14 protein-coding genes, 1 tRNA gene and 1 pseudogene are annotated in these 14,440 nt (G+C 69.8%); 8 read left to right on the forward strand and 8 right to left on the reverse strand.

Annotated elements, in window-relative coordinates; genetic code table 11:
- Positions 1-35: 35 nt before the first annotated feature.
- The 4 genes and pseudogenes from QA802_RS22980 to QA802_RS22995 all read right to left on the reverse strand — a co-directional run bounded on the left by QA802_RS22980 (position 36) and on the right by QA802_RS22995 (position 2,878).
- A pseudogene (locus tag QA802_RS22980) lies at positions 36-723 on the reverse strand (DUF488 family protein, N3 subclade).
- 242 nt (positions 724-965) lie between these two features.
- Positions 966-1,039: transfer RNA gene (locus tag QA802_RS22985), tRNA-Pro, on the reverse strand.
- 42 nt (positions 1,040-1,081) lie between these two features.
- Positions 1,082-1,864 carry a Pr6Pr family membrane protein gene (locus QA802_RS22990; protein WP_334525866.1) on the reverse strand — a complete coding sequence of 261 codons (783 nt, stop codon included), beginning with the start codon at positions 1,862-1,864 and terminating at the stop codon, positions 1,082-1,084.
- A gap of 87 nt (positions 1,865-1,951) precedes the next feature.
- Positions 1,952-2,878: a metallophosphoesterase gene (locus tag QA802_RS22995; protein ID WP_334525869.1), complete on the reverse strand. Its 927-nt coding sequence runs from the start codon at positions 2,876-2,878 to the stop codon at positions 1,952-1,954.
- 265 nt (positions 2,879-3,143) lie between these two features.
- Here QA802_RS22995 and QA802_RS23000 point away from each other — a divergent pair, with 265 nt between their 5' ends.
- Positions 3,144-3,608: a GatB/YqeY domain-containing protein gene (locus QA802_RS23000; RefSeq protein WP_306950205.1), complete on the forward strand. Its 465-nt coding sequence runs from the start codon at positions 3,144-3,146 to the stop codon at positions 3,606-3,608.
- Positions 3,609-3,724: 116 nt separating this feature from the next.
- Here QA802_RS23000 and QA802_RS23005 read toward each other — a convergent pair whose 3' ends face one another.
- Positions 3,725-6,031 (reverse strand): transglycosylase domain-containing protein, encoded by a 2,307-nt coding sequence (locus QA802_RS23005; protein WP_334525875.1) that lies wholly within the window; start codon positions 6,029-6,031, stop codon positions 3,725-3,727.
- A gap of 568 nt (positions 6,032-6,599) precedes the next feature.
- Here QA802_RS23005 and QA802_RS23010 point away from each other — a divergent pair.
- Positions 6,600-7,835, forward strand: coding sequence for an IS110 family RNA-guided transposase (locus QA802_RS23010; RefSeq protein WP_443042166.1), 1,236 nt, complete (start codon positions 6,600-6,602; stop codon positions 7,833-7,835).
- On the opposite strand, the gene QA802_RS23015 is transcribed toward QA802_RS23010, so the two are convergent.
- Positions 7,822-8,175 (reverse strand): hypothetical protein, encoded by a 354-nt coding sequence (locus QA802_RS23015; RefSeq protein WP_334525878.1) that lies wholly within the window; start codon positions 8,173-8,175, stop codon positions 7,822-7,824. The two genes, QA802_RS23010 and QA802_RS23015, sit on opposite strands and share 14 nt — an antisense overlap.
- Positions 8,176-8,650: 475 nt before the next feature.
- On the opposite strand from QA802_RS23015, the gene QA802_RS23020 reads away from it, so the two are divergent.
- Positions 8,651-8,989 (forward strand): WhiB family transcriptional regulator, encoded by a 339-nt coding sequence (locus tag QA802_RS23020; RefSeq protein WP_057577840.1) that lies wholly within the window; start codon positions 8,651-8,653, stop codon positions 8,987-8,989.
- Positions 8,990-9,012: 23 nt separating this feature from the next.
- Here QA802_RS23020 and bagB read toward each other — a convergent pair whose 3' ends face one another.
- Both bagB and bagA read right to left on the reverse strand, forming a co-directional pair.
- Entirely contained in the window at positions 9,013-10,455 is a 1,443-nt protein-coding gene (gene bagB / locus QA802_RS23025; RefSeq protein WP_334525881.1) for an ATPase BagB, read from the reverse strand.
- On the reverse strand, positions 10,452-11,429 hold the full coding sequence (bagA, locus tag QA802_RS23030) for an ATPase BagA (protein ID WP_334525884.1): 978 nt from the start codon (positions 11,427-11,429) through the stop codon (positions 10,452-10,454). Before bagA ends, bagB begins: the two co-directional genes overlap by 4 nt.
- A gap of 120 nt (positions 11,430-11,549) precedes the next feature.
- Between bagA and sp36 the strand changes: the two genes are divergently transcribed.
- From sp36 to QA802_RS23055, 5 genes are all read left to right on the forward strand, one after another.
- Positions 11,550-11,708 carry a Sp36 family protein gene (gene sp36, locus QA802_RS23035; RefSeq protein WP_020129281.1) on the forward strand — a complete coding sequence of 53 codons (159 nt, stop codon included), beginning with the start codon at positions 11,550-11,552 and terminating at the stop codon, positions 11,706-11,708.
- Positions 11,705-12,169 carry a RidA family protein gene (locus tag QA802_RS23040; RefSeq protein ID WP_334525887.1) on the forward strand — a complete coding sequence of 155 codons (465 nt, stop codon included), beginning with the start codon at positions 11,705-11,707 and terminating at the stop codon, positions 12,167-12,169. The genes sp36 and QA802_RS23040 overlap by 4 nt, the downstream gene beginning before the upstream one ends.
- A 266-nt stretch (positions 12,170-12,435) precedes the next feature.
- Positions 12,436-13,314 (forward strand): NUDIX hydrolase, encoded by an 879-nt coding sequence (locus tag QA802_RS23045; protein ID WP_334525890.1) that lies wholly within the window; start codon positions 12,436-12,438, stop codon positions 13,312-13,314.
- A complete protein-coding gene (locus tag QA802_RS23050; protein WP_334525893.1) occupies positions 13,311-13,508 on the forward strand; it encodes a hypothetical protein in 198 nt (65 codons plus the stop codon). The genes QA802_RS23045 and QA802_RS23050 overlap by 4 nt, the downstream gene beginning before the upstream one ends.
- Positions 13,505-14,335 (forward strand): MBL fold metallo-hydrolase, encoded by an 831-nt coding sequence (locus tag QA802_RS23055; protein WP_334525896.1) that lies wholly within the window; start codon positions 13,505-13,507, stop codon positions 14,333-14,335. Before QA802_RS23050 ends, QA802_RS23055 begins: the two co-directional genes overlap by 4 nt.
- The last annotated feature ends 105 nt before the right edge of the window (positions 14,336-14,440 follow it).

The raw sequence follows: 14,440 nt of genomic DNA on the forward strand, positions 1-14,440 counted from the left end.
ACGGGCAAGAGCGCGTGCAGGAGCAAGGGGCGAAGTCAGGCCAGGGGAATTACCGGCACGGCGGCCCGCTTGCGAACCGTCTCCAGGACGACCTGCCGGTGGCAGCGGCTCTCGTCCTTCTCGAAGCACAGCACCGCCACCCGCGACTGCCGGGCGTGCTCCGCGACGCGGTCAAGATCGGACTGGGCCTCCTCGGACTGCAGCAGGCCACGGAAGCGTGCCCGCCCTACTTCGAGGCGGCCGTCCCAGAAGGGCTCCCGGTTGTCCTTCGGATTGCCCAGGCCACGCAGGTGCGTACTCAATACCGGCCTCCGCCAGGGCATCTCCGAGGCGGGTCTTGCTGAAGCCCTTCTTGCGGCTGATCGGCGTGAGCCGTACATCCGCCACGACACCGATGCGGCTGTCGACGAGCGCGGCGACGAACGAGTCGATGTCCCGCCCTTCGTATCCGGCGGACCACAGACCGGGCGTGACGGGCGCGACCTGGGCCGCCCGGAACAGATCATCGAGAGAGACCGCAAGAGCCTCGGCCACTGCGCCAACGGTCAGGAAACCTGGCTGGATCGCTCCCGCGCTCTCCAGGCGGCCCAGCGTCCCGACGGCGATGCCTGCCTCCTTCGCCAGCCGTTCCCGCGTCCACCCACGGTCTTCCCTTAACGCACGTACCCGCTGGGCGAGCGCACGGGCCCGGTCGTGAGAAGGGGCTGAGCGATGACCTGCCATATGCGGTGTTCCTAACGACCGTTGGGGCGGCCCGCACGGTATTACTGGTCAGCTACGAGCCCGGGATTCGCGAATGCGCAGGTCATCGGGCGCGCGGGCGCCGCTGTTCCTGCGGCACTGGAGACTGCTCCTGGGAGAAGCCGACCAAGATCTTCTCCCAGATTTCTCCCAAGCGATCTCCAGGAACCACTCAGGGGCCCGATCCGCTAAGCGGATCAGGCCCCTGACCTGGTACTTCACTGTCGGGGTGGCGGGATTTGAACCCACGACCTCTTCGTCCCGAACGAAGCGCGCTGCCAAGCTGCGCTACACCCCGATGTCGCTGCTTGTCCTGCTTGTCGCGGCGACGTCGTTTACTTTAGCCCACCGGTGGCCGGAGACGAAATCCGGTTTTGGCGCGGTGGCTGATGGGATTCGGGCGGGCGTGGTCGAGGGCCACGAGGAGGACCGCGAGGGCGTAGAAGGAGAGGCCGAGGAGCAGAGCGTTGGCCAGGGCGTGCTTGTAGCCGTGGGCCTCGGCGTCGAGGAAGGGGTACAGATAGCGGCCCGGTGTGCCGGGTGCGATCAGCTGGGCGCGGGTCAGGCAGAAGGCCAGGTAGAGCGTGGGATACAGCATCCACGTCGCGGCCCGGCGCAGGCGCAGCCGGCCCGGTGCGGTCAGTAGGAGCCAGTCGAGGACGGCGGCCACCGGGGTCACGGTGTGGAGGAGATGGACGGCGACCAGGTGCCGGCCCGTGGGGGCCGTCGTGCCGGTCAGTGAGAAGGGGACGGCCGCGTCCGCCAGAAGCAGGTGGTAGACGAGGCCGGTGATCATGACGTACAGGAGGGCCGCGCCTGTCAGGGCGGCGGGGAGCGGGCGGCGGGCTGTCCATGCCTGGCGGGCGGACAGCAGCGTGACCAGGGCCAACAGGATGTTGCTCTGGATCGCGAAGTGGCTCAGCATCCGCAGCGGGCTGCCCGACATGAACGCGAGCGTCACGCCGGCAACCGCCGCGCCGGCCAAAAGCAGGCGGAACGCGGCGGCCAGCGGGCGGCGGACGGGTGTCACCACCGCCGACGCTGGGACGGAGGAGAGCAGAAGCGCGTGGGTCCGCGGTATTGCGGGCAGGTCCGGGAGGTCCCTGGGTATCGGCGCGGTCATGCCCTCACGCTAGGCGGGCGGGACATATGGGGCGATACGGGTGGGCCGTTCGAGGGATGCCCGCAGGTGCCGGAAGGGCGAAACCCCTTACTCCCGCTCCACCAACGTCAGCAGCGTCACCTCGGGCGGGCAGGCGAAGCGGACCGGGGTGTAGCGGCTCGCGCCGCAGCCCGCCGAGACGTGCAGGTAGGAGGTACGGCCCTCCGCCGTGTGCGTCGACAGCCCCTTGACGCGGTCCGTGTCCAGGTCGCAGTTGGTGACGAGGGCACCGTAGAAGGGGATGCAGAGCTGGCCGCCGTGGGTGTGTCCGGCCAGGATCAGGGGGTAGCCGTCCGCCGCGAAGGGGTCCAGGACCCGCAGGTACGGGGCGTGCACCACGCCCATCGAGAAGTCGGACGACTCCGACGGACCGCCCGCCACCTGCGTGTAACGGTCGCGCTTGATGTGCGGGTCGTCCAGTCCCGTCAGCTCGATAGACGCGCCCTCGACCTTCAGTACGCCCCGGGTGTTCGTCAGGTTGAGCCAGCCCGCGGCGTCGAAGCCGTCGCGCAGGTCCTCCCACGGGTTGTGGACGACGTCCACCGCGGGCGCGTTTCCGTTCAGGCCGTGCCGGCCCTGGGCCTTCTCCAGCAGGTAGCGGGCGGGGTTGCGCAGCTTCGGGCCGTAGTAGTCGTTCGAGCCGAAGACGTACGCACCTGGGAACTCCATCAGGGGCCCCAGCGCGTCCAGGGTCTCCGGGATGCCCTCCGGGTCGGACAGGTTGTCGCCCGTGTTGATCACGAAGTCGGGGCGCAGTCCGGCCAGCGAGCGCAGCCAGCGCTGCTTCTTGCGCTGGCCGCCGACCATGTGGATGTCGGAGACCTGCAACACGCGCAGGGGGCGCATTCCGGCGGGGAGGACGGGGACGGTGACCCGTCGGAGGCGGAAGGAGCGGGGCTCGAAACCCGCCGCGTACACCAGGCCGGCGGCGCCGACCGCCGCAATGGACAGTGGTACTCCGTATCGCGCGCGCATACGTCCATCGTCTCAGACCGCGCTGCTGCCTCCGTCCGCACGTCCCCGGAAGTGGAGGTGCGGGAGGAGGGGAGAGGGGGGAGGGGGACGAGAACGGGGGCGGGGGCGGACTCCATGGCCGTGCACGGCGCTGCCTCGCCGGTCTGCAACGGGTGTGCGTTCGGCGGCCGTTGAGGGCTGCGGGGCCCAACTGTCCGGTGGCCTTCCCGCAGCGCCCGGTAAATGACCGGGCGTCGGGCCGTCCGCACCTGCGACAATCAGCCCCATGACCACGCTCAAGTCGAAGCTGCAGGAAGACCTCAACGCTGCGATCAAGGAGCGCGACGAGCTCCGCTCCTCGACGCTCCGGCTGACGCTCACCGCGATCACCAAGGAGGAGGTCGCGGGCAAGGAGAAGCGCGAGCTCTCCGACGACGAGATCCTCAAGGTGATCGCCAAGGAGGCGAAGAAGCGCCGGGAGGCGGCCGACGCCTTCGCGCAGGGCGGCCGCCCCGAGAGCGCCGAGCGGGAGAAGGCGGAGGGTGAGCTGCTCGCCGGCTACCTGCCCAAGCAGCTCAGCGACGACGAGCTGAACGACATCGTCGGGCAGGCCGTCGAGGAGGCGAAGGCGGCCGGTGCCGAGGGGCCGCGGGCCATGGGCGCCGTGATGAAGATCGTGAACCCGAAGGTGGCCGGTCTGGCGGAGGGCGGCCGCGTCGCTGCCGTCGTCAAGAAGCTGCTCGCGGGCTGACCTTTGGCGGGGCTGCCCCGCAGGTGCTCAAACGGACGGTCCCTGACTCCTCCTTACGGGAGTCAGGGACCGTTTTCACGTCTTGGGCTCAGTGGGTTCTCTTGGGCCCGGTGGGCTCAGCCGCGTCCGCCGCTGTTGTCGTTGCCGTTGCTCTGACCCTGGAAGAAGCCGCCGTTCGTGCCCCTGTTCGCGTTGCCGCCGTTGGTGTTTCCACCGTTGGTGTTGCCGCCGTTGGTGAGCAGTCCGCTGAGGAAACCGCCGTCGTCCCCGTTGTCGTCCCCGTTGTTGTCGCGGTTTCCGTTGCCGTTTCCATTGCCGTTGTTGTCGCCGCGGTCCTTCTCCGGGGGCTTCGGGATGAAGACCCTGTTGAACGGTGTGGCTTCCTTGCCCTTGAGCGCGCCGGTCATGGCGTCGCGCCAGATGGGGCCGGGAGTGTCGCCGCCGTAGACCTCGCCGTGGTAGCGGCCGCCGATGTAGATGTTGGTCATCTCCACCTTCTGGGTGGCGCTGCCGACCCAGACGGCGCCCGAGAGGTTCGGGGTGTAGCCGACGAACCAGGCGTTCTTGCGGGAGTCCGTCGTACCCGTCTTGCCGGCGTTGTCGCGGCCGGACAGACCGGCCTGCTTACCCGTACCGGAGTCGACCACGCCGCTCAACAGGGTGTTGATGGTGTCCGCGGTCTTCTCGCTCATCGCGCGCGAGCAGGTCGACTTCGGGACTTCGAGCGACTTCTTCGTGCCGCCCACGGTCTGGGTGATCGACTCGATGGCGATCGGGGTGCAGTACATGCCGCGGCTGGCGAAGGCGGCGTAGGCGCTCGCCATCGTCAGAGGGGAGAGACCGGTGGAGCCCAGGGTCATCGAGGAGGGAACCTCGGGGACCTTGGTGCCGTTGCCCTGGACCACGCCCAGCTTGTCGGTCATCTTCACCACGGGGCACATACCGATGTCGGCGAGCATCTGCACGAAGTACGTGTTGACCGACAGCTCCATGGCCTTCTGCAGCTGGTACGGCCCCTTCTCGGACTCGCTCTCGTTCTCCAGGGTGTACTTGGGCCTGCCGTCGTTCGTCCACGGCTTGCTGCTGCACGTCTGGACCGTGTCCGGGTACGGCATCTGGTACGGCGCCGAGTAGGACTGGTTCGCCGGCCGCCCCTCCTCCAGCGCGGCCGCGGCCACGAAGGGCTTGAAGGTCGAACCCGTCGGGAAGCCGAAGTTCGAGCCGCCCATGGAGGCGTTGACGGAGTAGTTGTACTCGGTCTCGTTCTTGCCGTAGCCGTACGGCTTCGACTGGCCCATGCCGAGGATCTTGCCGGTACCGGGCTCGACGAGGGTCGCGGCCGCGGCCACCTTGTCCGACTTGTAGACGTGGTCCTTGAGCGAGCTCTGGACGGACTTCTGGGCCTGCGGCTCGAGCGTCGTCCGGATCGTCAGACCGCCCTGGTTCCAGACCTTCGCCCGCTCCTCCTTGGTCTTGCCGAAGACCGGGTCGTTGCGGAAGACGCGTTCCACGTACTTGCAGAAGAAGCTGGCGCCCTGGACGGCGGTGATGCAGCCGTTCTTCGGCTTCTTGACCTTCAGGCCCAGCGGCGCCTGCTGCGCGGTGGCCGCCTCGGCCTCGGAGATGTCGCCGACCTCGGCCATGCGCTTCAGCACGGTGTTACGGCGCTTGGTGGCCTCGGCCTCGTCGTTGACCGGGTCGTAGCGGCTGGGCGACTGGACGATGCCGGCCAGCAGCGCGGCCTGGGGGAGCGTGAGGTTCTTGGCGTGCGTGGAGAAGTAGCGCTGGGAGGCCGCTTCGACGCCGTAGGCCTGCTCGCCGAAGAACGTGATGTTCAGGTAGTTCTCGAGGATCTTCTTCTTGCTGAGCTCTTCCTCGAGCTGGATCGCGTACTTCAGCTCTTTGATCTTGCGTCCGATGGTCTGCTGCGTGGCCTGCGCGACCTTCGTCGGATCGTCGCCCGCCTCCTCGACGGCGACGTTCTTCACGAGTTGCTGCGTGAGCGTGGAAGCGCCCTGGGACACCCCGCTGCTCTGCACGTTCTTGTTGAGCGCGCGCAGGACGCCCTTGAGGTCGACTGCGCCGTGCTCGTAGAAGCGCGAGTCCTCGATCGCGACGATCGCCTTCTGCATGTAGGGCGAGACGCTCTTCAGGTCGACCACCGTGCGGTCACGTGAGTAGACGGTGGCGATCAGGCCGCCCTCGGAGTCGAGGATCGTGGTGCGCTGGCTCAGTGGCGGCGTCTTGAGATTGGCCGGGAGTTCGTCGAACGACTCCACCGACCCCTTGGCGGCCAGGCCCAGCGCCCCGAAGGCGGGCAGGGCGATGCCGGCCAGCACCGCTCCCGCGAGCACACTGACACCGAGGAACTTGGCGGCCTGTTGCGTTGGCGACAGACCACCGCCCGAGCGCTTCTTTGGCATGAGGGCAGCCTAATCCGTAGTTATGAGCGTTCCGCAGGAGCATGGGCTTCTCGGAGCGTTCGAGTACCAGACCGTGACATCCAAGTGCAGCCGGGCCGTGGAGGCCTCAACGTAGATCGGTGCGTGGTCTGGTGCGAACGGTGGTGGCGGTCACGTGGGCGTCGGGCGGATGCCTGTCACACACCGGGCGCTTGACGCCTATCGCAAGAGAGGCAGCGCCTGGCGTCTCCGTGGCCGCCACCGCCTTCGTTGGCACCGGACGGATTCCTGAAGCCAGCCTGGCTCATGAGACCTCGACCGAGACCTGGTGCCGTCCGGCGTCGTCAATTTCAATCTGCTTGCTCACTCGTTGACGTTGGTGGTGCGAGCCCGTCGCACGGTGACCTCTTGATACGCCCGAGCCGTCTGAGCTCCCGCGCAGACCGAGGCCCGTGGGGCGTGCTGGTGCCACGAACGGCTAGTGAGGTGGCGGCCCGGCCGCGGTGCGGTCGAGGCCTGGGATTAGGTCGCTGCGTGGCCCGCATGCGCTCGTGACCAGCGCAAACACCCAACTCTGGGGAGGGTAATCTTGATCTACTGCGGAATCGACTGGGCGGAACGAACGCACGATGTCGCTCTGGTCGACGACACCGGTCAGCTGCTGGCCAAGCGGCACATCACCGACGACGCGGCCGGCTACAAGATCCTGCTGGAACTGCTCGCCGAGTACGGCGACACCGAAGAAGACCCGATCCCGGTGGCGATCGAGACTTCCCGCGGTCTGCTGGTGGCCGTGCTGCGGACTGGTAAGCGCAAGGTGTTCGCGATCAATCCGATGGCCGCCGCCCGCTACCGCGACCGGCACAGCGTCTCCCGCAAGAAATCCGACCCCGGCGACGCCCTGGTCCTCGCCAACATCCTCCGCACCGACATGCACGCCCACAGGCCTCTGCCCGACGACTCCGACCTCGGCCGCGCCATCGCCGTCCTGGCCCGCGCCCAGCAGGACTCTTTGTGGAACCGGCAGCAGCTCGCCAACCAGCTCCGGTCCATACTGCGCGAGTACTACCCCGTCGCGCTGGCCGCCTTCGCCGCCTGGACCAACGGCCTGTGTCGGCCCGAGGCCCGCGAGCTCCTCAAGGCCGCCCCGACCCCTGCCCGGGCCGCACGGTTGACCCGCACCCAGATCCAGGCCGCGCTCAAGCGAGCCGGTCGCCAGCGCGGCATCGAAGCCGAGGCCGAACGCCTCCGCGAGGTCTTCCGGGCCGATTGCGCCCACCAGCCGCCGCTGGTCGAGGACGCGCTCGGCAAGCAGATGCTCGCCCTCCTCATCCAGCTGGATGCGGCCTGCACGGCCGCTGACCAGCTCGCCGAGGCGGTCGAAGAGGCCTTCCCTCAGCACCCGGACGCCGAGATCCTGCTGAGCTTCCCCAGGCTCGGCATCCAGCTCGCCGCCCGCGTCCTGGCCGAGATCGGCGACGACAGAACCCGGTTCGCCGATGCCCGCGGCCTCAAGGCATACGCCGGCTCGTCTCCCATCACCCGTGCCTCGGGCAAGAAGTCCGCCATCACCAGACGGTGGGTGAAGAATGACCGGCTCAACCACGCCGGCTACCTGTGGGCCTTCTCCGCGTTCCGCCACTCGCCAGGAGCCGGAGCCCACTACCGGCGCCGACGCGAACAAGGCGACTGGCACGCAGCTGCCCAGCGCAACCTCTTCAACCGCATGATCGGACAGCTCTACCACTGTCTTCAGAAGCGCGAACTCTTCGACGAGGAGTCAGCGTTCCCACGACTGCCTGAACTCGCAGTCAGCGCCGCTTGACGGGCAGCAGCCCGTTCACCCAGCCCGGCAGCTCTGGATCCTCGCGCCAGGCCGCGGTGATCGTGAGGAGTGCATCCCACGATGCTTGGGCGATGGGGCCAAGGTGACCACTCTCAAGCTCGTCATACAGCCGACGGCACAGATAGGACGTGACTTCGTAGAGGGCCCCGTTGACCTCCGCCACGCGCGCCAGGGCGGAACCTGGGGCATGAGGCGGCTCCCCGTTGAGGCGGATGGTTGGAACTGCGGCCGCGTACGTCCGTCCGTCGATGAAGTCCCGCAGCGCGGCCACCTGGTCCCACGTCGGCAAAGAGTGCTGGACAGAGGCCGATTCGGTCATGCGGCGAGGCTATCCGCGAGGGCCGCGTTGTTCGAGGCCCCGACCCCGCCAACTTGACGGCATAGCAACGTGAGGTGTCTACGTTCTCATTCGCCGGACACGCGTCAATGCCTTGGCCTAAGCTGCTCGCAACTGTCACAGCAGCAGGGCTACGTATCAATACGTCCGGCGACCCCGAATCGTTCCGGAGGTTCCCGACTTTTTTGGTGGGGGCGTGCCCGAATCCGCCTTGTGTGTCACCCGGCGTCCGTTGTGACTCAGCTGAACTGTCGCGTTCGCCGGGAAAGTCGCACATGTCGCAGGCTCACTCCCCCGGGTGATCTGCCGCTTACGCATAGTCCGTTCGGGCCATTCAAGATTGGGCCCGAAGGGGGTGTTGCGCTGTGCCCGCCTTCCGTAACGTCCTCAACTGGCGGCGGTGAATATGCCGCTGCCGCCGTGGGGGAGCCTCGATTCGGGAGAGGACGGCGCCGGTATGGGCTGGGTAACCGACTGGAGTGCGCAGGCTGCCTGCCGCACTACCGATCCGGATGAACTGTTCGTTCAGGGAGCAGCGCAGAACAGGGCCAAGGCGGTGTGCACCGGATGTCCGGTACGCACTGAATGCCTGGCTGACGCGCTCGACAACCGCGTCGAGTTCGGCGTGTGGGGAGGCATGACGGAGCGCGAGCGCCGGGCACTGCTGCGCAGGCGGCCGACGGTGACCTCCTGGCGTCGGCTCCTGGAGACGGCGCGTTCGGAGTACGAGCGTGGGGCGGGCATCCTGCCGCTCGACGACGACCAGATGTACGAGACCTTCGCGGCGGTGGGCTGAGGGGGCTGAGGAAAACCCTCGGCTCAGGATCCGGTGGTCTCGGGCAGCTCCGGCCGGTCGGCCGCGAGGCGCTGTCCGATGTCGCGCAGCCCTGTGAGGTCGTGCACGTCACCGGGGAGTGCGGCCACTTCGGCCACCGCCACCTCCGGGTGGAGCGCGGTGAAGCGGTCCCGTGTGCGTTGCTCGCGGGAGAGCAGGTGCATGCGTTCCGCATGCAGTCTGAGCAGACCCGCGGTGAGGTCGTCCACGGTCCGGTCCGCACGGTCCACGTCCGCGCCGGTGTGCGCGTCGGTGGTCGCTGTCCTGTCGGTCTCAGTGGCTCCGGTTGCCCGGGGCCGGTCCGGGTGGGCGTCCGAGTGCGTGGCCCGGTCCGCTTCGGTGGGGGCGTCGCGCTCCGGATCGAGTGCTGAGGGCGCTGCGGGTGCTGAACTGCCGTAGGTGTCGGGAGAGTTACGAACTCCAGCTTTCCCGCCGTCCTGATCCACAATGCCGGGCTCTTCAAGATTTTCCGCAGCGGCGAGCGCCCGCTCGGCGGACAGCTGGGCGGCATCGCTGCCGTGGACCCGGTTGAGCACCAGGCCGGCCAGCGGCATGTCCTCGGCGGCCAGCCGCTCCACGAAGTACGCGGCCTCCCGCAGCGCGTCCCGCTCGGGAGCCGCCACCACCAGGAACGCCGTGCCGGGTGCCTGGAGCAGCTTGTACGTGGCGTCCGCGCGCGTACGGAAGCCGCCGAACATCGAGTCCATCGCCGCGACGAACGTCTGCACGTCCTTCAGCAGCTGCCCGCCGAGCAGCTTGCCCAGCGCGCCGGTCATCATCGACATCCCGACGTTCAGGAACTTCATCCCCGCGCGGCCGCCGACTTTCGCCGGCGCGAGCAGGACGCGGATCAACTTGCCGTCCAGGAACGAGCCGAGCCGCTTCGGCGCGTCCAGGAAGTCCAGCGCCGAGCGGGACGGCGGGGTGTCGACGACGATCAGATCCCACTCGTCCCGGGCCCGCAGCTGGCCCAGCTTCTCCATCGCCATGTACTCCTGCGTGCCCGCGAAGCCCGCCGAAAGCGACTGGTAGAAGGGGTTGCCCAGGATCGCGGCGGCCCGGTCGGGGTCCGCGTGCGCCTCGACGATCTCGTCGAAGGTGCGCTTCATGTCGAGCATCATCGCGTGCAGCTCGCCGTCCCCCTCCACGCCCTTGACGCGGCGCGGGGTGTTGTCGAGCGAGTCGATGCCCATGGACTGGGCGAGCCGGCGCGCCGGGTCGATGGTGAGGACCACCACCTTGCGGCCGCGCTCGGCCGCCCTGAGCCCCAGAGCGGCCGCAGTGGTCGTCTTGCCGACACCGCCCGAGCCGCAGCAGACCACGATGCGCGTCGCCGGGTCGTCGAGCAGCGGATCGAGGTCGAGCACGGGCGCGGGGGTGAGACGGCGACGGGTGTTCCCCTCGTCGTGATTCCGGTCCGCGCTCATGCGATCCCCTGCTTCCGCAGTTCGTTGGCGAGCTGGTACAGGCCCGCGAGGTCCATGCCCTCGGCGAGCAAAGGCAGTTCGTGCAGCGGCAGATCCAGCTCGCCGAGGACCGCGCGCTGCTCACGCTCCAGGGCGTACCGCTCGGCGTACTCCTCGGCCTGCCGCAGGAGCGGGTCCACCAGCCGTTCGGCGTGCCCGCCGCGGCGCGCCCCGCCGAGCCCTGCGGCGGACAACGACCGGGCCACTGAAGAACGCGTCGCGGTCCGTGCGAGTTCCAGACCGTCCTCGTCCAGCATCTCCGGCCGCACCATGTTGACGATGACCCGCCCCACCGGCAGTTTCGCCGCCCGCAGCTCGGCGATGCCGTCCGCGGTCTCCTGGACGGGCATCTCCTCCAGCAGCGTGACCAGGTGCACGGCGGTCTGCTCCGACTTCAGCACCCGCATCACGGCCTGCGCCTGATTGTGTATCGGGCCGATCCTGGCCAGCCCGGCGACCTCGTCGTTGACGTTCAGGAAGCGGGTGACGCGACCGGTGGGCGGCGCGTCCATGACGACGTGGTCGTACACGAACCGCCCGTTCTTGTCCTTGCGCCGAACCGCCTCGCACGCCTTGCCGGTGAGGAGCACGTCCCTCAGGCCTGGCGCGACGGTGGTGGCGAAGTCGATCGCGCCCAGCTTCCGCAGGGCCCGCCCGGCGCCTCCCAGCTTGTAGAACATCTGGAGGTAGTCCAGAAGGGCCAGTTCGGGGTCGATGGCGAGGGCGTGGACCTCACCTCCCCCCGAAGCGACCGCGATCTTGCGTTCCTCATAGGGCAACGCCTGTGTCTCGAAGAGCTGTGCGATGCCCTGCCGGCCCTCCACCTCGACGAGAAGCGTCCGCTTCCCAGCCGTGGCGAGGGCCAGCGCGAGGGCCGCGGCGACCGTCGTCTTGCCGGTCCCGCCCTTGCCGCTGACGACCTGGAGCCTGCTCACGTCTTCGAGCGTAACCAGTCGGCGCCCGAGGCAATCGGGAGGCTGTGGACAACGGGGGCGGCAATCGGCCACATGGCCTGTGAAACCGGGCCCCGGGCACCAGCCGATACAGTCGCCCCCATGACCAAGTGGGAATACGCAACTGTGCCGCTGCTCGTCCACGCCACGAAGCAGATCCTGGACACCTGGGGCGAGGACGGCTGGGAACTCGTCCAGGTCGTGCCCGGCCCGAACAACCCGGAGCAGCTCGTCGCCTACCTGAAGCGGGCGAAGGCGTGAGCGCGGTCGAGACGAGGCTCGCCGAGCTCGGCCTGAAGCTGCCGGCGGTCGTGCCGCCCCTTGCGGCCTACCAGCCTGCGGTGCAGTCCGGCCCGTACGTGTACACCGCCGGCCAGCTGCCCATGGTCGACGGCAAACTGCCCGTCACCGGGAAGGTCGGCGCCGAGGTCACCGCCGAGGAGGCCAAGGCGCTGGCCCGCACCTGCGCGCTGAACGCCTTGGCCGCCGTCAAGTCGGTCGCGGGCGACCTGGACCGCGTCGCGCGCGTGGTGAAGGTCGTCGGCTTCGTGGCCTCGGCCTCGGACTTCACCGGCCAGCCCGCCGTGCTCAACGGCGCGAGCGAGCTGCTGGGCGAGGTCTTCGGCGACAAGGGCGTGCACGCGCGCAGCGCGGTGGGCGTCGCGGTGCTGCCGCTGGACGCGCCGGTCGAGGTCGAGATCCAGGTGGAGCTCGCTCCTTAGGGCCTGCCGGTCCGGCGGTCTGGTCCCTGGCGGTCTGGTCTCTGGCGGCCTGGTTCCTGGTGGCCCGGCTCCCGGCGGTCTGGTCCCTGCTGTCCGCCTGCCCGCCTGCCCGCCTGCCCGCCTGTCCGCCTGTCCGCCCAGGTGTCCGCCCGTCCCGCCGTCCCGTCTGGCGCGATGTTCCCCGGCACCGGGCAGGCGTCCCGTCGGAGCGCGCTGACCTCGGGGAGCTCTCGAACATTCGCCCACCACGGGATAGCCTCGCGCCCATGGCGAATGGGCAGTGGTTTCCCCAGGACTGGCCGGAACGCATCCGCGCGCTGGCGGACGGTGACCTCACTCCGGTCGTCCCGAAGCGCGCGGCCACCGTCATGCTCCTGAAGGACACCGACGCCGGCCCCGTCGTGCACATGCTGCGCCGACGCGCGTCCATGGCCTTCGCCGGAGGCGCGTACGCCTATCCCGGCGGCGGTGTCGACCCCCGCGACGACGACCGGCACGTGCGCTGGGCGGGCCCCACGCGCGCGTGGTGGGCCGAACGGCTGGGCGTCGACGAGACGGCGGCGCAGGCGATCGTCTGCGCGGCCGTGCGCGAGACCTACGAGGAGGCCGGCGTCCTGCTCGCGGGGCCGACGCCCGACTCGGTCGTCGGTGACATCACGGGCGCCGACTGGGAGACGGACCGGGCCGCGGTGGCCGCCCGTGAGCTGTCCTTCGCCGAGTTCCTCGACCGCCGCGGCCTCGTCCTGAGGTCGGACCTGCTGGGTGCCTGGACCCGCTGGATCACCCCGGAGTTCGAGCCCCGCCGCTACGACACCTGGTTCTTCGTGGCCGCGCTGCCGAAGGGGCAGCGCACCCGCAACGCGTCCACGGAGGCCGACCGCACCGTGTGGATCCGCCCGTCGGACGCCGCGGCCTCCTACGACAAGGGCGAGCTGCTCATGATGCCGCCCACCATCGCGACCCTGCGCCGGCTCGCCCCGTACGCCACGGCGGCCGAAGCGCTCGCCGCCGCCCCGGACCTCGATCTCACCCCCGTCCTGGCAGAGGCGCGGATGGTGGAGGGCGAGGTCGTGCTCTCCTGGCCCGGGCACGACGAGTTCACCAAGCGGATCGGGGCCGAGATCACCGGAAGGGGGCCCGCATGACGGCCCTGTACACGGTCGCCCGTACGGTCCTCGGCGCGACGGTCGCCCGTACGGACCTCAGGACGACGGACACGCGCGTGGCGACCCGCCCGCGCGGGGCGGGTATCCGCCGGTCTCGGCCGGACGGTGGCGCGCAGGCCGTCGACCGCCGCCGTGGTGTTGCCCCCGGCGTCACGGAAGGGGCCCGGGCATGACCGACGCAGCCGCCCTCCCCGGCCAGCCCCGCGGCGGAGTGCTCTCGGGCCCGGCCACCGCGCGCGCGGTCAACGTCCTCGCTCCGAACGCGTCCGCCATGACCCTGGACGGCACGAACACCTGGATCGTCGCCGAGCCCGACTCCGACCTGGCGGTCGTGATCGACCCGGGCCCGCTGGACGACGGTCATCTGCGCGCGGTCGTGGACGCCGCCGAGCGGGCCGGCAAGCGCGTCGCGCTGACCCTGTTGACGCACGGCCACCCCGACCACGCCGAGGGCGCCGTCCGCTTCGCCGGGCTGACCGGCACGAAGGTGCGGGCCCTGGACCCGGCGCTGCGGCTGGGCGAGGAGGGGCTGGGCGCCGGCGACGTGGTCACCGTGGGCGGCCTCGAGCTGCGGGTCGTCCCCACGCCCGGCCACACCGCCGACTCGCTCTGTTTCCATCTCCCGGCCGACCGGGCCGTCCTGACCGGCGACACGATCCTCGGCCGGGGCACGACCGTCGTGGCGCACCCCGACGGCCGCTTGGGCGACTATCTGGACTCCCTGAGGCGGCTGCGGTCCCTCGCGGTCGACGACGGCGTCCACACGGTCCTTCCGGGCCACGGCCCGGTCCTGGAGGACGCCCAGGGCGCCGTCGAGTTCTACCTCGCCCACCGCGCCCACCGCCTCGCCCAGGTCGAGACGGCGGTCGAGAACGGCCGCCGCAGCCCTGCCGAGGTCGTCGCCCACGTGTACGCCGACGTCGACCGCTCACTGTGGCCGGCGGCAGAGCTGTCGGTACGGGCCCAGCTGGAGTACCTGACAGAGCACGGCCTCATCTGACCCGCACCGCACGGACCCGGCCGGCACCCGCACGGACCCGGCCGGCGCCCGCACGGACCCGGCCGGCGCCCGCACGGACCTGGTCAGGCCTGCCGGGTCGGCCCG

The sequence above is a fragment of the Streptomyces sp. B21-105 genome, from assembly GCF_036898465.1.
Classification (GTDB): domain Bacteria; phylum Actinomycetota; class Actinomycetes; order Streptomycetales; family Streptomycetaceae; genus Streptomyces.